Source organism: Klebsiella sp. A52 (assembly GCF_018388785.1).
GTDB lineage: Bacteria > Pseudomonadota > Gammaproteobacteria > Enterobacterales > Enterobacteriaceae > Klebsiella > Klebsiella aerogenes.
Genome location: NZ_CP074437.1, coordinates 2,206,703 through 2,221,796, shown reverse-complemented (window position 1 = coordinate 2,221,796; position 15,094 = coordinate 2,206,703). Strand labels below are relative to the sequence as shown.

Annotated in this window: 16 protein-coding genes; 6 read left to right on the top strand and 10 right to left on the bottom strand. The window is 57.4% G+C overall.

The genetic code is table 11. The features are described from left to right. Nucleotides 1–97: 97 nt before the first annotated feature. The 5 genes from lysS to xerD form a co-directional block, all read right to left on the bottom strand. A complete protein-coding gene (lysS, locus tag KGA69_RS10480; protein ID WP_015369798.1) occupies nt 98–1,615 on the bottom strand; it encodes a lysine--tRNA ligase in 1,518 nt (505 codons plus the stop codon). A 9-nt stretch (nt 1,616–1,624) separates the two neighbouring features. Then, a protein-coding gene (prfB, locus tag KGA69_RS10475) for a peptide chain release factor 2 (protein WP_108418699.1) occupies nt 1,625–2,723 on the bottom strand; the annotation gives its coding sequence in 2 pieces (ribosomal slippage) (nt 1,625–2,647 and nt 2,649–2,723; 1,098 coding nt in all). An 85-nt stretch (nt 2,724–2,808) separates the two neighbouring features. Then, on the bottom strand, nt 2,809–4,542 hold the full coding sequence (recJ, locus tag KGA69_RS10470; RefSeq protein ID WP_045391988.1) for a single-stranded-DNA-specific exonuclease RecJ: 1,734 nt from the start codon (nt 4,540–4,542) through the stop codon (nt 2,809–2,811). A 5-nt stretch (nt 4,543–4,547) separates the two neighbouring features. Next, complete coding sequence (gene dsbC / locus KGA69_RS10465; protein WP_045374003.1) at nt 4,548–5,261, bottom strand: bifunctional protein-disulfide isomerase/oxidoreductase DsbC; 714 nt, start codon at nt 5,259–5,261, stop codon at nt 4,548–4,550. Nucleotides 5,262–5,283: 22 nt separating this feature from the next. Then, nucleotides 5,284–6,180 carry a site-specific tyrosine recombinase XerD gene (gene xerD / locus KGA69_RS10460; protein WP_015703420.1) on the bottom strand — a complete coding sequence of 299 codons (897 nt, stop codon included), beginning with the start codon at nt 6,178–6,180 and terminating at the stop codon, nt 5,284–5,286. A gap of 100 nt (nt 6,181–6,280) precedes the next feature. Between xerD and fldB the strand changes: the two genes are divergently transcribed. Continuing rightward, on the top strand, nt 6,281–6,802 hold the full coding sequence (gene fldB / locus KGA69_RS10455; RefSeq protein ID WP_015369793.1) for a flavodoxin FldB: 522 nt from the start codon (nt 6,281–6,283) through the stop codon (nt 6,800–6,802). A 7-nt stretch (nt 6,803–6,809) separates the two neighbouring features. Here fldB and KGA69_RS10450 read toward each other — a convergent pair whose 3' ends face one another. Then, nucleotides 6,810–7,220 (bottom strand): protein YgfX, encoded by a 411-nt coding sequence (locus KGA69_RS10450; RefSeq protein WP_015369792.1) that lies wholly within the window; start codon nt 7,218–7,220, stop codon nt 6,810–6,812. Further along, nucleotides 7,201–7,467 carry an FAD assembly factor SdhE gene (gene sdhE / locus KGA69_RS10445; RefSeq protein ID WP_015369791.1) on the bottom strand — a complete coding sequence of 89 codons (267 nt, stop codon included), beginning with the start codon at nt 7,465–7,467 and terminating at the stop codon, nt 7,201–7,203. The genes KGA69_RS10450 and sdhE overlap by 20 nt, the downstream gene beginning before the upstream one ends. 223 nt (nt 7,468–7,690) lie before the next feature. On the opposite strand from sdhE, the gene ygfZ reads away from it, so the two are divergent. Continuing rightward, complete coding sequence (gene ygfZ / locus KGA69_RS10440) at nt 7,691–8,674, top strand: tRNA-modifying protein YgfZ (protein WP_213293075.1); 984 nt, start codon at nt 7,691–7,693, stop codon at nt 8,672–8,674. On the opposite strand, the gene KGA69_RS10435 is transcribed toward ygfZ, so the two are convergent. From KGA69_RS10435 to yqfB, 3 genes are all read right to left on the bottom strand, one after another. Beyond that, nucleotides 8,671–9,018: a hypothetical protein gene (locus tag KGA69_RS10435; protein WP_213293073.1), complete on the bottom strand. Its 348-nt coding sequence runs from the start codon at nt 9,016–9,018 to the stop codon at nt 8,671–8,673. The genes ygfZ and KGA69_RS10435 overlap by 4 nt on opposite strands. A 65-nt stretch (nt 9,019–9,083) precedes the next feature. Further along, nucleotides 9,084–9,743: a PAQR family membrane homeostasis protein TrhA gene (trhA, locus tag KGA69_RS10430; RefSeq protein WP_008806429.1), complete on the bottom strand. Its 660-nt coding sequence runs from the start codon at nt 9,741–9,743 to the stop codon at nt 9,084–9,086. A gap of 164 nt (nt 9,744–9,907) precedes the next feature. Then, nucleotides 9,908–10,219, bottom strand: coding sequence for a N(4)-acetylcytidine aminohydrolase (yqfB, locus tag KGA69_RS10425; protein WP_045374015.1), 312 nt, complete (start codon nt 10,217–10,219; stop codon nt 9,908–9,910). A gap of 50 nt (nt 10,220–10,269) precedes the next feature. On the opposite strand from yqfB, the gene KGA69_RS10420 reads away from it, so the two are divergent. The 4 genes from KGA69_RS10420 (at nt 10,270) to KGA69_RS10405 (ending at nt 15,094) form a co-directional block, all read left to right on the top strand. Then, the gene (locus KGA69_RS10420) at nt 10,270–10,998 is read left to right on the top strand and encodes a MurR/RpiR family transcriptional regulator (RefSeq protein WP_045391997.1); all 729 of its coding nucleotides are present in this window, start codon (nt 10,270–10,272) and stop codon (nt 10,996–10,998) included. A gap of 119 nt (nt 10,999–11,117) precedes the next feature. Further along, entirely contained in the window at nt 11,118–12,551 is a 1,434-nt protein-coding gene (bglA, locus tag KGA69_RS10415; protein WP_032712496.1) for a 6-phospho-beta-glucosidase BglA, read from the top strand. A gap of 124 nt (nt 12,552–12,675) precedes the next feature. Beyond that, nucleotides 12,676–13,035: a copper resistance protein gene (locus tag KGA69_RS10410; protein WP_015369786.1), complete on the top strand. Its 360-nt coding sequence runs from the start codon at nt 12,676–12,678 to the stop codon at nt 13,033–13,035. Nucleotides 13,036–13,084: 49 nt separating this feature from the next. After that, the gene (locus KGA69_RS10405) at nt 13,085–15,094 is read left to right on the top strand and encodes a protein-disulfide reductase DsbD family protein (RefSeq protein WP_213293072.1); all 2,010 of its coding nucleotides are present in this window, start codon (nt 13,085–13,087) and stop codon (nt 15,092–15,094) included.

The window sequence follows — 15,094 nt, the reverse complement described above, 5'->3', positions numbered from 1 at the left end:
ACGAGCATTAAAGACCCAGGCTACGCCAGAGACGAAGCTTGACATCAGACATAAAAAAACCCGGCAAGCCGGGTTTTTTGCTTTTCGCGAAAAGCGATTATTTTTGCGGACGCATCGCCGGGAACAGAATAACGTCGCGGATGGTGTGGCTGTTAGTGAACAGCATCACCATACGGTCGATACCGATACCCAGACCGGCGGTCGGCGGCAGGCCGTGTTCCAGCGCGGTGACGTAGTCTTCGTCATAGAACATCGCTTCGTCGTCGCCGGCGGCCTTCGCGTCAACCTGATCCTGGAAACGCTGCGCCTGGTCTTCGGCGTCGTTCAGCTCGCTAAAGCCGTTACCGATTTCGCGGCCGCCGATGAAGAATTCAAAGCGGTCGGTGATTTCCGGGTTCACGTCGTTACGACGGGCCAGCGGAGAAACTTCTGCCGGGTATTCGGTGATGAAGGTCGGCTGGATCAGATGCGCTTCCGCCACTTCTTCGAAGATCTCGGTCACGATACGGCCCAGACCCCAGCTCTTCTCAACTTTGATGCCGATAGACTCAGCGATCGCTTTCGCGGAATCGAAGTTATCCAGATCCGCCATCTCGGTTTCCGGACGGTATTTCTTAATCGCTTCACGCATGGTCAGTTTTTCGAACGGCTTGCCGAAATCGAAAGTCTGATCGCCATAAGGCACCGCGGTATTACCGAGGATGTCCTGCGCCAGGGTGCGGAACAGGGATTCGGTCAGCTCAATCAGATCTTTATAATCCGCATACGCCATATAGAGTTCCATCATGGTGAACTCTGGGTTGTGGCGAACGGAGATCCCTTCGTTACGGAAGTTACGGTTGATTTCGAAGACGCGTTCGAAGCCGCCAACCACCAGACGCTTGAGGTACAGTTCCGGCGCGATACGCAGGTACATGTCCAGATCCAGCGCGTTATGATGGGTGATGAACGGACGCGCGGAAGCGCCGCCTGGGATCACCTGCATCATCGGGGTTTCCACTTCCATAAAGCCGCGGCCAACCATGAACTGACGGATGCCAGCCAGGATCTGCGAACGTACTTTGAAGGTGTTACGGGATTCGTCGTTGGAGATCAGATCGAGGTAACGCTGACGGTAACGCGCTTCCTGATCCTGCAGGCCGTGGAATTTGTCCGGCAGCGGGCGCAGGGCTTTAGTCAGCAGACGCAGCTCGGTGCAGTGGATGGACAGCTCGCCGGTTTTGGTTTTGAACAGCTTACCGCGGGCGGCGATGATGTCGCCGAGATCCCATTTTTTGAACTGATCGTTGTAGACGCCTTCCGCCAGGTCATCGCGCGCGACGTACAGCTGAATACGGCCGCCGACATCCTGCAGGGTAACGAAAGACGCTTTACCCATGATACGACGGGTCATCATGCGGCCAGCAACGGCCACTTCGACATTCAGCGCTTCCAGCTCTTCGTTTTCTTTGGCATCGAAGTCAGCGTGCAGTTGGTCAGAGGTATGGTCACGACGGAAATCGTTCGGGAATGCGACGCCCTGCTCACGCAGCGCAGCCAGCTTCTCACGACGGGTTTTCAGTTCATTATTAAGGTCAATTGCCGCGTCAGCGCCCTGTGCTTGTTGTTCAGACATGTTGGTTCCTCATAACCCTGCTTTCAAACTTGCTTCGATAAATTGGTCCAGGCTGCCATCGAGCACCGCCTGAGTGTTGCGGGTTTCCACCCCGGTGCGCAGATCTTTAATACGCGAGTCGTCCAGCACGTAAGAGCGGATCTGGCTGCCCCAGCCGATGTCGGATTTGTTATCTTCCATCACCTGCTTCTCGGCATTTTTCTTCTGCATTTCCAGCTCATAAAGCTTCGCTTTCATCTGCTTCATGGCCTGGTCTTTGTTCTTGTGCTGCGAACGGTCGTTCTGACACTGCGTCACCAACCCGGTCGGAATGTGGGTAATACGCACCGCGGATTCCGTACGGTTAACGTGCTGACCACCGGCGCCGGAGGCGCGGTATACGTCGATACGCAGGTCGGCTGGGTTAATTTCGATATCGATATCGTCATCAACTTCCGGGTAAACGAACGCCGAGCTAAAGGAGGTATGACGACGGCCGCCGGAGTCGAACGGGCTCTTACGTACCAGGCGGTGAACGCCGGTTTCAGTACGCAGCCAGCCGTAGGCGTAATCGCCCATGATTTTGATGGTCACGGATTTAATGCCCGCGACTTCACCTTCGGATTCTTCGATGATTTCGGTCTTAAAGCCGCGCGCTTCCGCCCAACGCAGGTACATGCGCATCAGCATACTCGCCCAGTCCTGGGCTTCGGTGCCGCCGGAACCGGCCTGAATATCAAGATAGCAATCGGCGCTGTCATATTCGCCGGAGAACATGCGGCGGAACTCAAGCTGCGCCAGCTTCTCTTCCAGCCCGTCCAGCTCGGCAACCGCTTCGTTGAAGGTCTCTTCGTCTTCGGCTTCTACCGCCAGCTCCAGCAGTCCGGCGACATCTTCCAGACCCTGGGTCATCTGATCCAGCGTTTCGACGATAGCTTCCAGAGAAGAACGTTCTTTACCCAGCGCCTGTGCGCGCTCAGGTTCGTTCCAGACGTCCGGCTGTTCCAGCTCGGCGTTTACTTCTTCGAGACGCTCTTTCTTCGCATCGTAGTCAAAGATACCCCCTAAGAACGTCGGAGCGCTCCGTGAGGTCCTGAATGCGGTTTTTTACCGGATTTATTTCAAACATGGTCGGTTTCTTTTAATGGATTTGTCAAAATGCGGTGATAAGAGCGGAATTCTACCGGATTCGCGCCCTTATTAATACACTGTTGTCAATTTGGCCAGAGGTGATCGATGATCAGCTGCAGGCTACGGTTGCCGCGGAACTCGTTGATGTCGAGCTTGTAGGCTAACTGTACTTCACGCACGCCGTTATCCGGCCAAATGGAAGTATCGATGTTGAAGGCAATACCGTCCAGCAGCGGCCCGCCGTCAACCGGTTCGACCATCACCTTCAGGTGACGCTCGCCCACCAGCCGCTGCTGCAGCAGGCGGAAACGGCCATCAAACAGCGGTTCCGGGAACATCTGCCCCCATGGCCCGGCATCGCGCAGCATCTGCGCCACTTCCATGCTCATCTCCGCCGCCGCCAGCGGGCCGTCGGAAACCACCTCGCCCTGCAATAATGCGGGATCCAGCCACTCGGTCACCAGCTCGCCGAAGCGCTGTTGAAACTCCTCAAAACGCGCCTCTTCCAGCGATAAGCCCGCCGCCATCGCGTGGCCGCCGAACTTCAGGATTAGCCCAGGATAAAGCGTATCAAGGCGCTCCAGCGCATCGCGCATATGCAGCCCCTGAATAGAGCGGCCAGAACCTTTGAGCGTGCCGTCGCCGGTAGGCGCAAAAGCGATAACCGGGCGATGGAAGCGCTCTTTAATCCGGGATGCCAGAATGCCGACCACCCCCTGATGCCATTGCGGATGGTACATCGCCAGCCCGCCGGGCAGGGTTTCGCTACTGCGTTCCAGTTGCTGACACAGGGTCAGCGCTTCGGCCTGCATCCCCTGTTCGATCTCTTTGCGCGTCTGGTTAAGCGCATCGAGCTCACTGGCCAGCACCCGCGCTTCGCCGATGTTATCGCACAGCAGCAGCGCGACGCCGACGGACATATCATCCAGCCGCCCCGCAGCGTTCAGGCGCGGCCCGAGGGCGAAACCGAGGTCGCTGGCGGCAAGCTTTTGCGGATCGCGGTTAGAAATTTCCAGCAGCGCTTTAATGCCTGGCCGACATTTTCCGGCGCGAATGCGGCTTAACCCCTGCCAGGTCAGGATGCGGTTGTTGGCATCCAGCGGCACGACGTCCGCAACGGTGCCCAGCGCCACTAAATCCAGCAGCTCGGCAAGGTTTGGCGCGGCGATACCGCGGGCCTCGAACCAGCCGTTATCTCGCAGGAAAGTGCGCAGCGCCAGCATCAGATAAAACGCCACCCCAACCCCGGCCAGCGATTTTGACGGGAAGTCGCAATCGCGCAGGTTAGGGTTAACGATGGCCTCCGCCGCTGGCAACGTCTCGCCCGGAAGGTGGTGATCGGTCACCAGCACCGGAATGCCCAGCGCATGGGCATGATCGACGCCGCTATGCGATGAAATACCGTTATCGACGGTCATGATCATCTGCGCGCCGCGCGCGTGCGCCTGATCGACCACTTCCGGGCTTAAACCATAGCCGTCTTCAAAACGGTTCGGCACCAGATAAGAGACGTTGCCGTAGCCCAGCGCGCGCAGCGCCAGCACGCTAAGGGCGGTACTGGTGGCGCCATCGGCGTCAAAATCGCCGACCACCACAATATGTAACCCTTTCTGGAAAGCGTCATGCAGCATTTCAACGGCTTTTTCAACGCCGGTGAGTTGCGTCCATGGCAACATGCCTTTGACGCCGCGCTCCAGCTCCTGCGCGCTGCGCACGCCGCGGCTGGCATACAGCCGCTGCAGCAGCGGCGGCAGGTCGGCGGGAAGGTCGACGCCATCAACCGCCTCGCGGCGGCGTAGTTGTATCTGTTGTTTCACGCGAATCAGTTACCGCTTGTCTGTTTTTGATGCTCGTCGAGGAAAGCTTTAAGCTCTTTCGGCCCCTGATAGCCTGGCAGCACCATACCATTGCTAAGGACCATCGCCGGGGTACCGTTGACGCCCATCTGTACGCCAAGCGTGTAATGTTTAGCGATATCCACATTGCAGCTCGCCGGCTGTACGCCCTTACCGTTCATGGCGTCATCCAGCGCTTTGTTGCGATCTTTCGCACACCAGATAGCTTTCATGTCCTGCTCGGCCTGGCTTTGCAGCCCCTGACGCGGGAAGGCCAGATAGCGCACGGTGATCCCCAGCGCGTTATAGTCGCTCATCTGCTCGTGCAGCTTGTGGCAGTAGCCGCAGGTGATGTCGGTAAAGACGGTAATGACATGCTGCTCCTTCGGCGCTTTATAGACAATCATCTCTTTGGATAAGGCGTTCAGCTTGCCGACCAGCAACTGGTTGGTGACGTTAACCGGCTGCGCGCCGCTGACGTCGTACATCGGTCCTTGAATAATGTGTTTACCATCGTCAGTGACGTACAGCACGCCGCTGTCGGTAAGCACCGTGCTCATCCCGGAAACCGGCGACGGTTGGATATCGGTGCTCTGCACACCCAGTTTCGCCAGCGACTGTTTGATCGCCGCGCTATCGGCATGCGCCGCGCCGGAGAGCGAGGCCGCCAGCAGGGTGAACATCAATAAACCTTTTTTCATACTCAGTCCTTTTATTCAGCACTCACGCCCGCGGGTGATGCTGTTGATGAAGTTGTCGTAAACGTTCGGTCGCCACGTGGGTGTAGATCTGCGTGGTGGAAAGATCGCTGTGTCCTAACAGCATCTGTACCACGCGTAAATCGGCGCCGTGATTGAGCAAATGCGTGGCGAACGCATGACGCAACACGTGCGGGGAGAGCTTCGCGCTGTCGATCCCCGCCAGTACGGCATAGTGTTTAATGCGGTGCCAGAAGGTCTGTCGCGTCATCTGCTGCGCGCGCTGGCTGGGGAAAAGCACGTCCGAAGCCACGCCGTTCAGCAGCCACGGGCGGCCGTATTCAAGGTAATTTTCAACCCATGACACCGCCTCTTCGCCCAGCGGCACCAGCCGCTCTTTGTTGCCTTTACCAATAACCCGCAGTACGCCCTGTCGCAGGCTGATATCGCTCATCGTCAGGCCAACCAGTTCGGATACGCGTAGGCCGGTGGCATACAGCACTTCCAGCATCGCCTTATCGCGCAACTCCAGCGGCTGCTCCACCAGCGGCGCCTGCAGCAGACGCTCAACCTGCGCCTCGCTGAGATCTTTCGGCAGCCGCTGCGGCAGCTTCGGCGAAGCCAGCAGCGCGCTGGGATCGTCCGGGCGGACTTTCTCCCGGTACAAATGCTGGAAGAAGCGGCGCACGGCGCTAAGCAGCCGTGCGGTACTGGTCGCTTTGTAGCCGCCGGTTTGCCGCTCGGCCAGCAGCGCCTGTAGATCGTCGCTGCCGACGCTCGCCAGCGACAGCCCGCGATGATGCAGCCACTCCACTAGCATCGTCAAATCGCGGCGATAGGCGCTGAGCGTGTTCTCCGCCAGATTACGCTCCAGCCAAAGGGCATCGAGAAACTGTTCAATTTGTGCCAGATCCTGTTTCACATCGGCCTCTTTGTTCGTTATACGCCCTCATTATGCCTTAAGAGGCCGCCTTTCTGGTACACTGGGCGCAATTCACGGCAAGAATTGAGACGTTTACGCGATGAATATAGGTCTTTTTTACGGCTCCAGTACCTGCTACACCGAAATGGCCGCGGAAAAAATCCGCGATATCATCGGCCCCGAGCTGGTGACGCTGCATAATCTGAAAGATGACTCCCCCGCGCTGATGAGCCAGTACGACGTGCTGATTCTCGGCATCCCGACCTGGGATTTCGGCGAAATTCAGGAAGACTGGGAAGCGGTCTGGGAACAGCTCGACGCCTTAGATCTGAATGGCAAAATCGTCGCGCTGTACGGCATGGGCGATCAGCTTGGTTACGGCGAATGGTTCCTTGACGCGCTGGGGATGCTGCACGATAAGCTGGCGACCAAAGGCGTGAAGTTTGTCGGCTACTGGCCAACCGAGGGCTATGAGTTCACCAGCCCGAAACCGGTTATCGCCGATGGACAATTGTTCGTCGGCCTGGCGCTGGATGAAACCAATCAATACGACCTGAGCGATGAGCGCATCCAGAACTGGTGCGAGCAGATCCTCGGCGAAATGGCGGAGCACTTCGCCTGATCCTGAGTTAGTCGTGCGCCGGCTTTTGCAGCACCAGCCGGCGCAAATCCCGCCATTCCCCCGCATCCATGCTATCCGCCGCCACCCACAAATGCTGGCTACGGCCGGTTTCCGCATGCTTCAGGCGCAGCAGCATCCCGCTGCTGATAACCCATGGCGTCCCGACGATATCCCATTCCGTTTTTTGCCACCGTAAACGGGAGTCGATTAACAGCTTAATTTCTCCCTGGCAGGCGTGGATCCGCCGCTGGCTGCGCACGCAGTCAAACACCACCAGCGATAGCAACAGGAGCCAAATCGGGGTGTAGCTTAACGGCCAGGGCATGAGCAGCACTATCGCCGCCACCACCCCGTGCAGCAGCAGCGAGAACCACTGCGAACGCCAGGAAATACGTAAATCAGATTGCCACAGGACCACGTTCCCGATTCCGAGTCTGGATTAAATTTATCATCCGTTGAAGTTGCGCATCAGCCGGCTTGCCGTGATTCATCAGCCAGTTAAACAGATCCGGATCATCGTTCTCCAGCAAACGGATGAACAGGCGCTTGTCGTCATCGCTGAGCGTGTCGTACTCATACTCGAAAAACGGCATGATGGAGATATCGAGTTCGCGCATACCGCGGCGGCATGCCCAGTGGATGCGAGCTTTGTTGTTAATGTCCATGTTGTCCTTCCAGCATCAAGATATAGCTTAGTTTAACCCTTTTTAGGCACTTACTTTACAGTAATATCGCCTTGTGCGAGCAGCATTCCATAAAAGCCCAACATCCGGCCGGGTATTCACCGCGTCCTGAGGGCACAAATGGCTTGCCGAAAGCGCTTGCATTGCACCATAGCTCTTTTACCATTAGTCATTCACTCTGCGTTAAGCTATTCAGGATATGACTATGGCTTTTACACCTTTTCCTCCGCGTCAGCCTTCTTCTTCCGCTCGTCTGCCGTTAACGTTGATGACGCTGGATGATTGGGCGCTGGCGACGATTACCGGTCCGGATGGCGAGAAGTATCTGCAGGGGCAGATCACCGCCGATGTCAGCCATTTAACCGCCGATCAGCATCTGCTTGCCGCGCACTGTGATGCCAAAGGCAAAATGTGGAGCAACCTGCGCGTCTTCCACCGCGACGGCGGTTTCGCGTGGATTGAGCGCCGCAGCCTGCGCGAAGCGCAGCTGACCGAACTGAAAAAATATGCCGTCTTCTCCAAAGTCACCATCGCCGCAAATGACGATCTGGTCCTGCTGGGCGTGGCCGGTTTCCAGGCGCGCGCTGCGCTGGCGCCGCTATTCGCCGCGCTACCGGACGCCGGTAAACCGGTGGTCACCGAAGGCGTGACCAGCCTGCTGTGGTTTGAACACCCTGCCGAGCGCTTCCTGCTGGTGACCGATGCCGACACCGCCAACCGGGTGACAGACGCGCTGCGCGGCGAAGCGCAGCTTAACAACAGCCAGCAGTGGCTGGCGCTGAACATCGAGGCCGGTCTGCCGGTTATCGACAGCGTAAACAGCGCGCAGTTCATTCCGCAGGCGACCAACCTGCAGGCGCTGGGCGGAATCAGCTTTAAGAAAGGCTGCTACACCGGCCAGGAAATGGTCGCCCGGGCGAAATTCCGCGGCGCCAATAAACGAGCGCTGTGGACGCTGGCGGGTACTGCCAGCCGGGAGCCGGAAGCCGGGGAAGATCTGGAGCTGAAAATGGGCGACAACTGGCGCCGCACCGGTACGGTGCTGGCAGCCGTACAGTTGGATGACGGAAGCCTGATGGTCCAGGTGGTGATGAATAACGATATGGAACCGGACAGCGTGTTCCGCGTACGTGACGATGCCGGCAGCCTGAGCATCAAATCATTGCCGTATTCGCTGGAAGAAGATTAAGAACAGTTCCCGGCTTGCGGCGCTTGCGCCTTAGCCGGGCTACCAGCCTGCAGAATATCGTAGCCACGGTAAGCGCAGCGCCACCGTGGAATTTCCAGGCCGTAGAATATCGTGACCGCGGCAAGCGCAGCGCCACCGTGGAATTTCCAGGCCGCAGAATATCGTAGCCACGGTAAGCGCAGCGCCACCGTGGAATTTCCAGGCCGCAGAATATCGTAGCCACGGTAAGCGCAGCGCCACCGTGGAATTTCCAGCCTGCAGAATATCGTGACCACGGTAAGCGCAGCGCCACCGTGGAATTTCCAGACCGCAGAATATCGTAGCCACGGTAAGCGCAGCGCCACCGTGGAATTTCCAGGCCGTAGAATATCGTGACCGCGGCAAGCGCAGCGCCACCGTGGAAGTTAAATCAGGACTGGCCGACGTAAAGATAAATCGCCAGGAAGTGACACACGCTGCCGCCGAGCACGAAGCCGTGCCAGATAGCATGGTTATAAGGAATACGTTTGCAGACGTAGAAGATGACCCCCAGCGAGTACACCACCCCGCCAACCGCCAGCAGCGTTACCCCGCCCACCGCTAGCTTCACCGCCAGTTGATAGACCACGATAAGCGACAGCCAGCCCATCGTCAGATAGGTCACCAGCGACAAAATTTTAAAACGGTGCGCGATTGTCAGTTTAAACAGGATCCCCAGTAACGCCAGGCTCCAGATGACAATCATCAGCCCCTTTGCCAGCGGCGAATTCAATCCCACCAGCAAAAATGGCGTGTAGGTTCCGGCAATCAGCAAGTAGATGGCGCAGTGGTCGAATTTCTTCAGCCACTGTTTCGCCCGCTGATGCGGGATAGCGTGATAGAGCGTGGAAGCGAGGAACAGCATAATCATGCTGCCGCCGTACAGGCTGTAGCTGGTGATCGCCGTCGCGCTGGCGTTCGTGTCTACCGCCTGCACCAGCAGCAACACGAGGCCGACAATACCGAACACCAGCCCGATCCCGTGACTGATGCTATTGGCAACTTCCTCTGCCAGAGAATATCCCTGAGTGATTAATGGTTTGCGAACCATATTTTGACTCCGTGAAAACAAGAACGCTTTCATTGCCCACTTAGGTTAACTGAGAATGATTCCAGTGAACACCTGTTAGCTAAAATAAAACGATGTATATTTGTAAACACATTAAAATCATAATGTTACAATAATATTTCAACTAACAGCTGTGCTGGTTTCATTTAAAGGCGTTTGAATTCAATAACATAAAACCGATCTTCCGCAGGATAGATTTCCCTGATGACCTGCCGCAGCTGTTCGAGGGTCATATTCTCTTGTTGAGCATGCTGTTCAGTTAGCGTGTCGAGCGTCACCGTCGAGGTCGCGGTAACGGCGATAGTGCAGAAGTAGCCGTCATCTTCATAGCGTCCGACGCGCAGCACGTCACCGGCCTTAAAGTGCGACTCCGCCGCATCGCGAATGGTGATCGTTTTGCGCCCGGCGAGGATGTCGTCCTGAAAACGCTGAAAAAAGGTAATGTCATTAGCCTGCATGGTATAATTCCGTCCTGGTCTTTATGAATTGTGAGTTCGCCACTGTGAGTATGTTCTCCCACGCCGCTGTCGCCAGTCTCAATAATCTTGAGATGATGGTCTACCACTACGTCATTAAGAATCGTGACAAAGTGATGTACATGACTATTCGCGAACTGGCCGAGGCCGCCGGGGTCTCCACCACTACCGTGTTGCGCTTCTGCCGCAAACTGCAGTGCGAGGGCTACTCTGAATTTCGCGTACGCTTTAAATTATATCTTGAGCAGAATGAGCCTCAACAGGCAAATATCGGCGCCAGCGAAATAATGAGCTTTTTTAAAAGCGTCAATAATGACGAGTTTGATGAATTGCTCGAACAGGCCGTCGATATTATTCTCTCCTCCGAACGTATTATTTTCGTCGGCGCCGGTACTTCCGGCGCGCTAGCGAAATATGGCGCACGTTTCTTTTCCAACGTCGGCAAATTCAGCAACCATATTGACGATCCTTATTTCCCGGTCACCAATGATATGGCCCGCAACGCGCTGGCGATTGTGCTTTCCGTCTCCGGCGAAACCGAAGAGATCCTGCGCTTTGCCAGCCAGTTCAGCCTGCATCACTGCAAGGTGATGTCGATTACCAGCCATGAGCATTCGCGGCTGGCGAAACTGGCTGATTTCAATCTCTCCTGGCACGTGCCGCAAACGCGCATCGGCGGCGTTTACGATATTACAACGCAGATCCCGGTGATATATATTCTCGAATCACTGGGGCGTAAATTAGCGCGCAAAATCGGCTAAAAGTAACAGCCTGTTTTTTCGATGTAACATATTACCTTTAGCGGGATTTGTTATATCGTGACATTCAATTTCGCTTTGCTAGACTCAATCGCAATAGTGATTCATAGAGATTAGCAAAGATGAAAAAATTGACTCTTCCCAAAGACTTTTTGTGGGGCGGCGCGGTCGCCGCGCATCAGGTTGAAGGCGGCTGGAATAAAGGCGGCAAAGGCCCCAGCATCTGCGATGTGTTGACCGGCGGGGCGCACGGCGTGCCGCGCGAAATCACCCAACAGGTCGAAGCGGGTAAATACTACCCTAACCATGAAGCGGTTGATTTTTACGGCCACTACAAAGAAGACATCAAGCTGTTCGCCGAGATGGGTTTCAAATGCTTCCGCACCTCTATTGCCTGGACCCGCATCTTCCCGCAGGGCGACGAAACTCAGCCGAATGAAGAAGGGCTGAAATTCTACGATGACATGTTTGATGAACTGCTGAAGTACAACATCGAGCCGGTAATCACCCTTTCCCACTTTGAAATGCCGCTGCATCTGGTCCAGCAGTACGGCGGTTGGACCAACCGCAAAGTGGTCGATTTCTTTGTGCGCTTCGCCGAAGTGGTCTTTGAGCGCTATAAGCACAAAGTGAAATACTGGATGACCTTTAACGAGATCAATAACCAGCGTAACTGGCGCGCGCCGCTGTTCGGCTACTGTTGCTCCGGCGTGGTCTATACCGAGCATGAAAACCCGGAAGAGACCATGTACCAGGTGCTGCATCACCAGTTCGTCGCCAGCGCGCTGGCGGTGAAAGCGGCGCGTCGTATCAACCCGGAAATGCAGGTCGGCTGCATGCTGGCGATGGTCGCCCTCTACCCTTACTCCTGCAAACCGGAAGATGTCATGTTCGCCCAGGAGTCGATGCGCGAACGCTATGTCTTTACCGATGTCCAGCTACGCGGTTACTACCCGAGCTATGTGTTGAATGAATGGGAGCGCCGCGGCTTCAACATCAAGATGGAAGACGGCGACGCGCAGATCCTGCGTGAAGGCACCTGCGCCTATCTCGGCTTCAGCTACTACATGACCAACGCGGTGAAAGCCGAAGGCGGCACCGGCGATGCCATTTCCGGCTTCGAAGGCAGCGTGCCGAACCCGCACGTGAAAGCCTCCGACTGGGGCTGGCAGATTGACCCGGTTGGCCTGCGTTACGCCCTGTGCGAACTGTATGAGCGCTACCAGAAGCCGCTGTTTATCGTGGAAAACGGCTTTGGCGCCTACGATAAAGTAGAAGCCGACGGCAGCATCAACGATGACTACCGCATCGATTATCTCCGCGCCCACGTCGAAGAGATGATTAAAGCGGTGACTTATGACGGCGTCGATCTGATGGGCTATACCCCCTGGGGCTGCATCGACTGCGTCTCCTTCACTACCGGCCAGTACAGCAAACGCTACGGCTTCATCTACGTCAATAAACACGATGACGGCACCGGCGATATGTCCCGCTCGCGCAAGAAGAGCTTTAACTGGTACAAAGAAGTCATCGCCAGCAACGGCGAGAATCTGTAATTGACCGCCCTCTCCCGGCCGGGAGGGGGCAAATCACTTATCCGCCAGACACTTCTTTACAGCTTTACCATTGCTAAAACGCGTTCGCCCGATAAGATAGGCCTCGTGAATATTTGAGGCGACCATGATTAAGCGACAACGCAAAGCCATTCTTCTTGTACTCCTTGCCTGCCTGGTGGTGCTGATCTGCACCGCCCAGAGAATGGCGGGGATGCATGCGTTGGTGATGAACGTCACGGCCGCCAGCCAATCCGCCCAACCTGGCCCGGATAATGCCGAGGCGCCGGTCTCCCCCTGCGAACTCAGCGCCAAGTCGCTGATGGCCGTTCCGCCGATGCTGTTTGAAGGGGCGCTACTCGCTATCGCCCTGCTGCTGGCGGTGCTGGCGGCCATCCCGCCGCGTATCGAGCGTATCTGGCCTCCCCGCGTCATTTCTCCCCCCCGATTGCGGGTGCATCTACGATTATGCGTCTTCCGTGAGTGATTAATTCTCCTGACAGCTCAGGTTAATTTATTACTTACGGAGAAAATTTATGTTTATGGTATTCAGGCGACTGCTGGTCTGCCTGCTTTGGCTATGGCTGCCCGTCAGCCAGGCTGCCGATAGCGGCTGGCTGCGCGTCGCCGACAATCAACACGCCAGCGTGCGCCTGCGGGCGCAAAGCGAAAGCAATGGCGACACCCGCCTGCTTTTAGACGTAGCGCTGGAAAAGGGCTGGAAAACCTACTGGCGTTCGCCGGGCGAAGGCGGCATCGCGCCGGCTATCGCCTGGCACACGCCGCTGGAGGTTAACTGGCGCTGGCCGACGCCACAACGCTTCGACGTCGCGGGTATTTCCACTCAGGGATATCACGGCGACGTCAGCTTCCCGATGACCCTGCGCGGCAAAATACCGCCGACGCTTAGCGGCGTACTGACGCTCTCTACCTGCAGCAATGTCTGCATTCTCACTGACTACCCCTTTTCGTTGGATATGACGGCTCCGGCGGGGGAGCGTTTTAATTACGATTTCACCCGCGCGATGGGCACGCTGCCCCTGCGCGACGGTCTCACCTCGGCGCTTAGCGCCAGCTACGTCAGCGGTAAGCTGACGGTAACCGCTCGCCGCGATACCGGCTGGCAGCAGCCAGCGCTGTTTATCGACAGCATGGAGGATGTCGATTTCGGCAAGCCGAGTTTTACCAGCCGCGGCGATACGTTGACCGCCACCGTACCGGTCACCGATAGCTGGGGCGAAACGGCGCCGGACCTGAGCGGCAAAACGCTGTCGCTGGTGCTGGCCGATAGCGGCCAGGCGCAGGAAAGCCATATCGCCATCGCCGCCGGCAGCGCCGCGCCGGGGCTGGCGTTAGGCTGGGTGCTGCTGATGGCGCTGGCCGGCGGGCTAATCCTCAACGTCATGCCGTGCGTGCTGCCGGTGCTGGCCATGAAACTCGGCTCGCTGGTGCAAACCGAACGTCGCGAACGCGGCGCGGTGCGGCGGCAGTTCCTCGCCTCGGTATGCGGGATCGTCGTCTCCTTCCTGGCGCTGGCGCTGATGATGACCGCGCTACGCTTAGGTAATCAGGCGCTCGGCTGGGGGATCCAGTTCCAGAACCCGTGGTTTATCGGCGCGATGGCGCTGGTGATGGTGCTGTTCAGCGCCAGTTTATTAGGGCTGTTCGAAATCCGTCTCTCCTCCAGCGCCAGTACCTTCCTCGCCACCCGGGGCGGCAACGGCTTAATGGGCCATTTCTGGCAGGGCGCCTTCGCCACTCTGCTGGCTACGCCCTGTACCGCGCCGTTCCTCGGCACCGCCGTTTCGGTGGCGCTGGTGGCGCCGCTGCCGCTGCTGTGGGGTATTTTCTTCGCCATGGGGATCGGCATGAGCCTGCCGTGGCTGCTTATCGTCGCCTGGCCGGGTCTGGCGCAACGTCTACCGCGCCCGGGCCGCTGGATGAATCATCTGCGGGTGGTGCTGGGGTTGATGATGCTTGGCTCAGCGCTATGGCTGGTCAGCCTGCTGACGATCCACATCGGCCGTACGCCGGTGCTTACCCTGCTGGTGATTCTGGCCATCGTCCTGCTCCTGGCCACCGCCTGGCGCTACCGCTGGCGTACGGCGCTGCGCGCGGGTGCTCTGGCCATCGTAGCGGCGGGCGCCGTCGTCTTTGTCGCCCAACAGGACGGCCAGGGCCCGCGCCGCGACCGGGTTAACTGGCAGCCGCTCAGCGAGCAGGCTATCGCCAGCGCCCTTGCGGAGCATAAGCGGGTGTTTATTGATGTCACCGCCGACTGGTGCGTGACCTGTAAAGCCAATAAATACAACGTGCTGCTGCGCGATGACGTCCAGCAGGCGCTATCAGCGCCAGATGTGGTCGCCTTACGCGGCGACTGGAGCCGCCCCTCCGCCGACATTAGTCAGTTTTTAACCGCTCGCGGCAGCGCCGCGGTGCCGTTTAACCAGATTTACGGACCGGGATTGCCGCAGGGACAAATTCTGCCTGCGCTGTTAGATCGCGAACAACTTCTCGCCACCCTGTCCGCCGCTAAAGGAAAATAA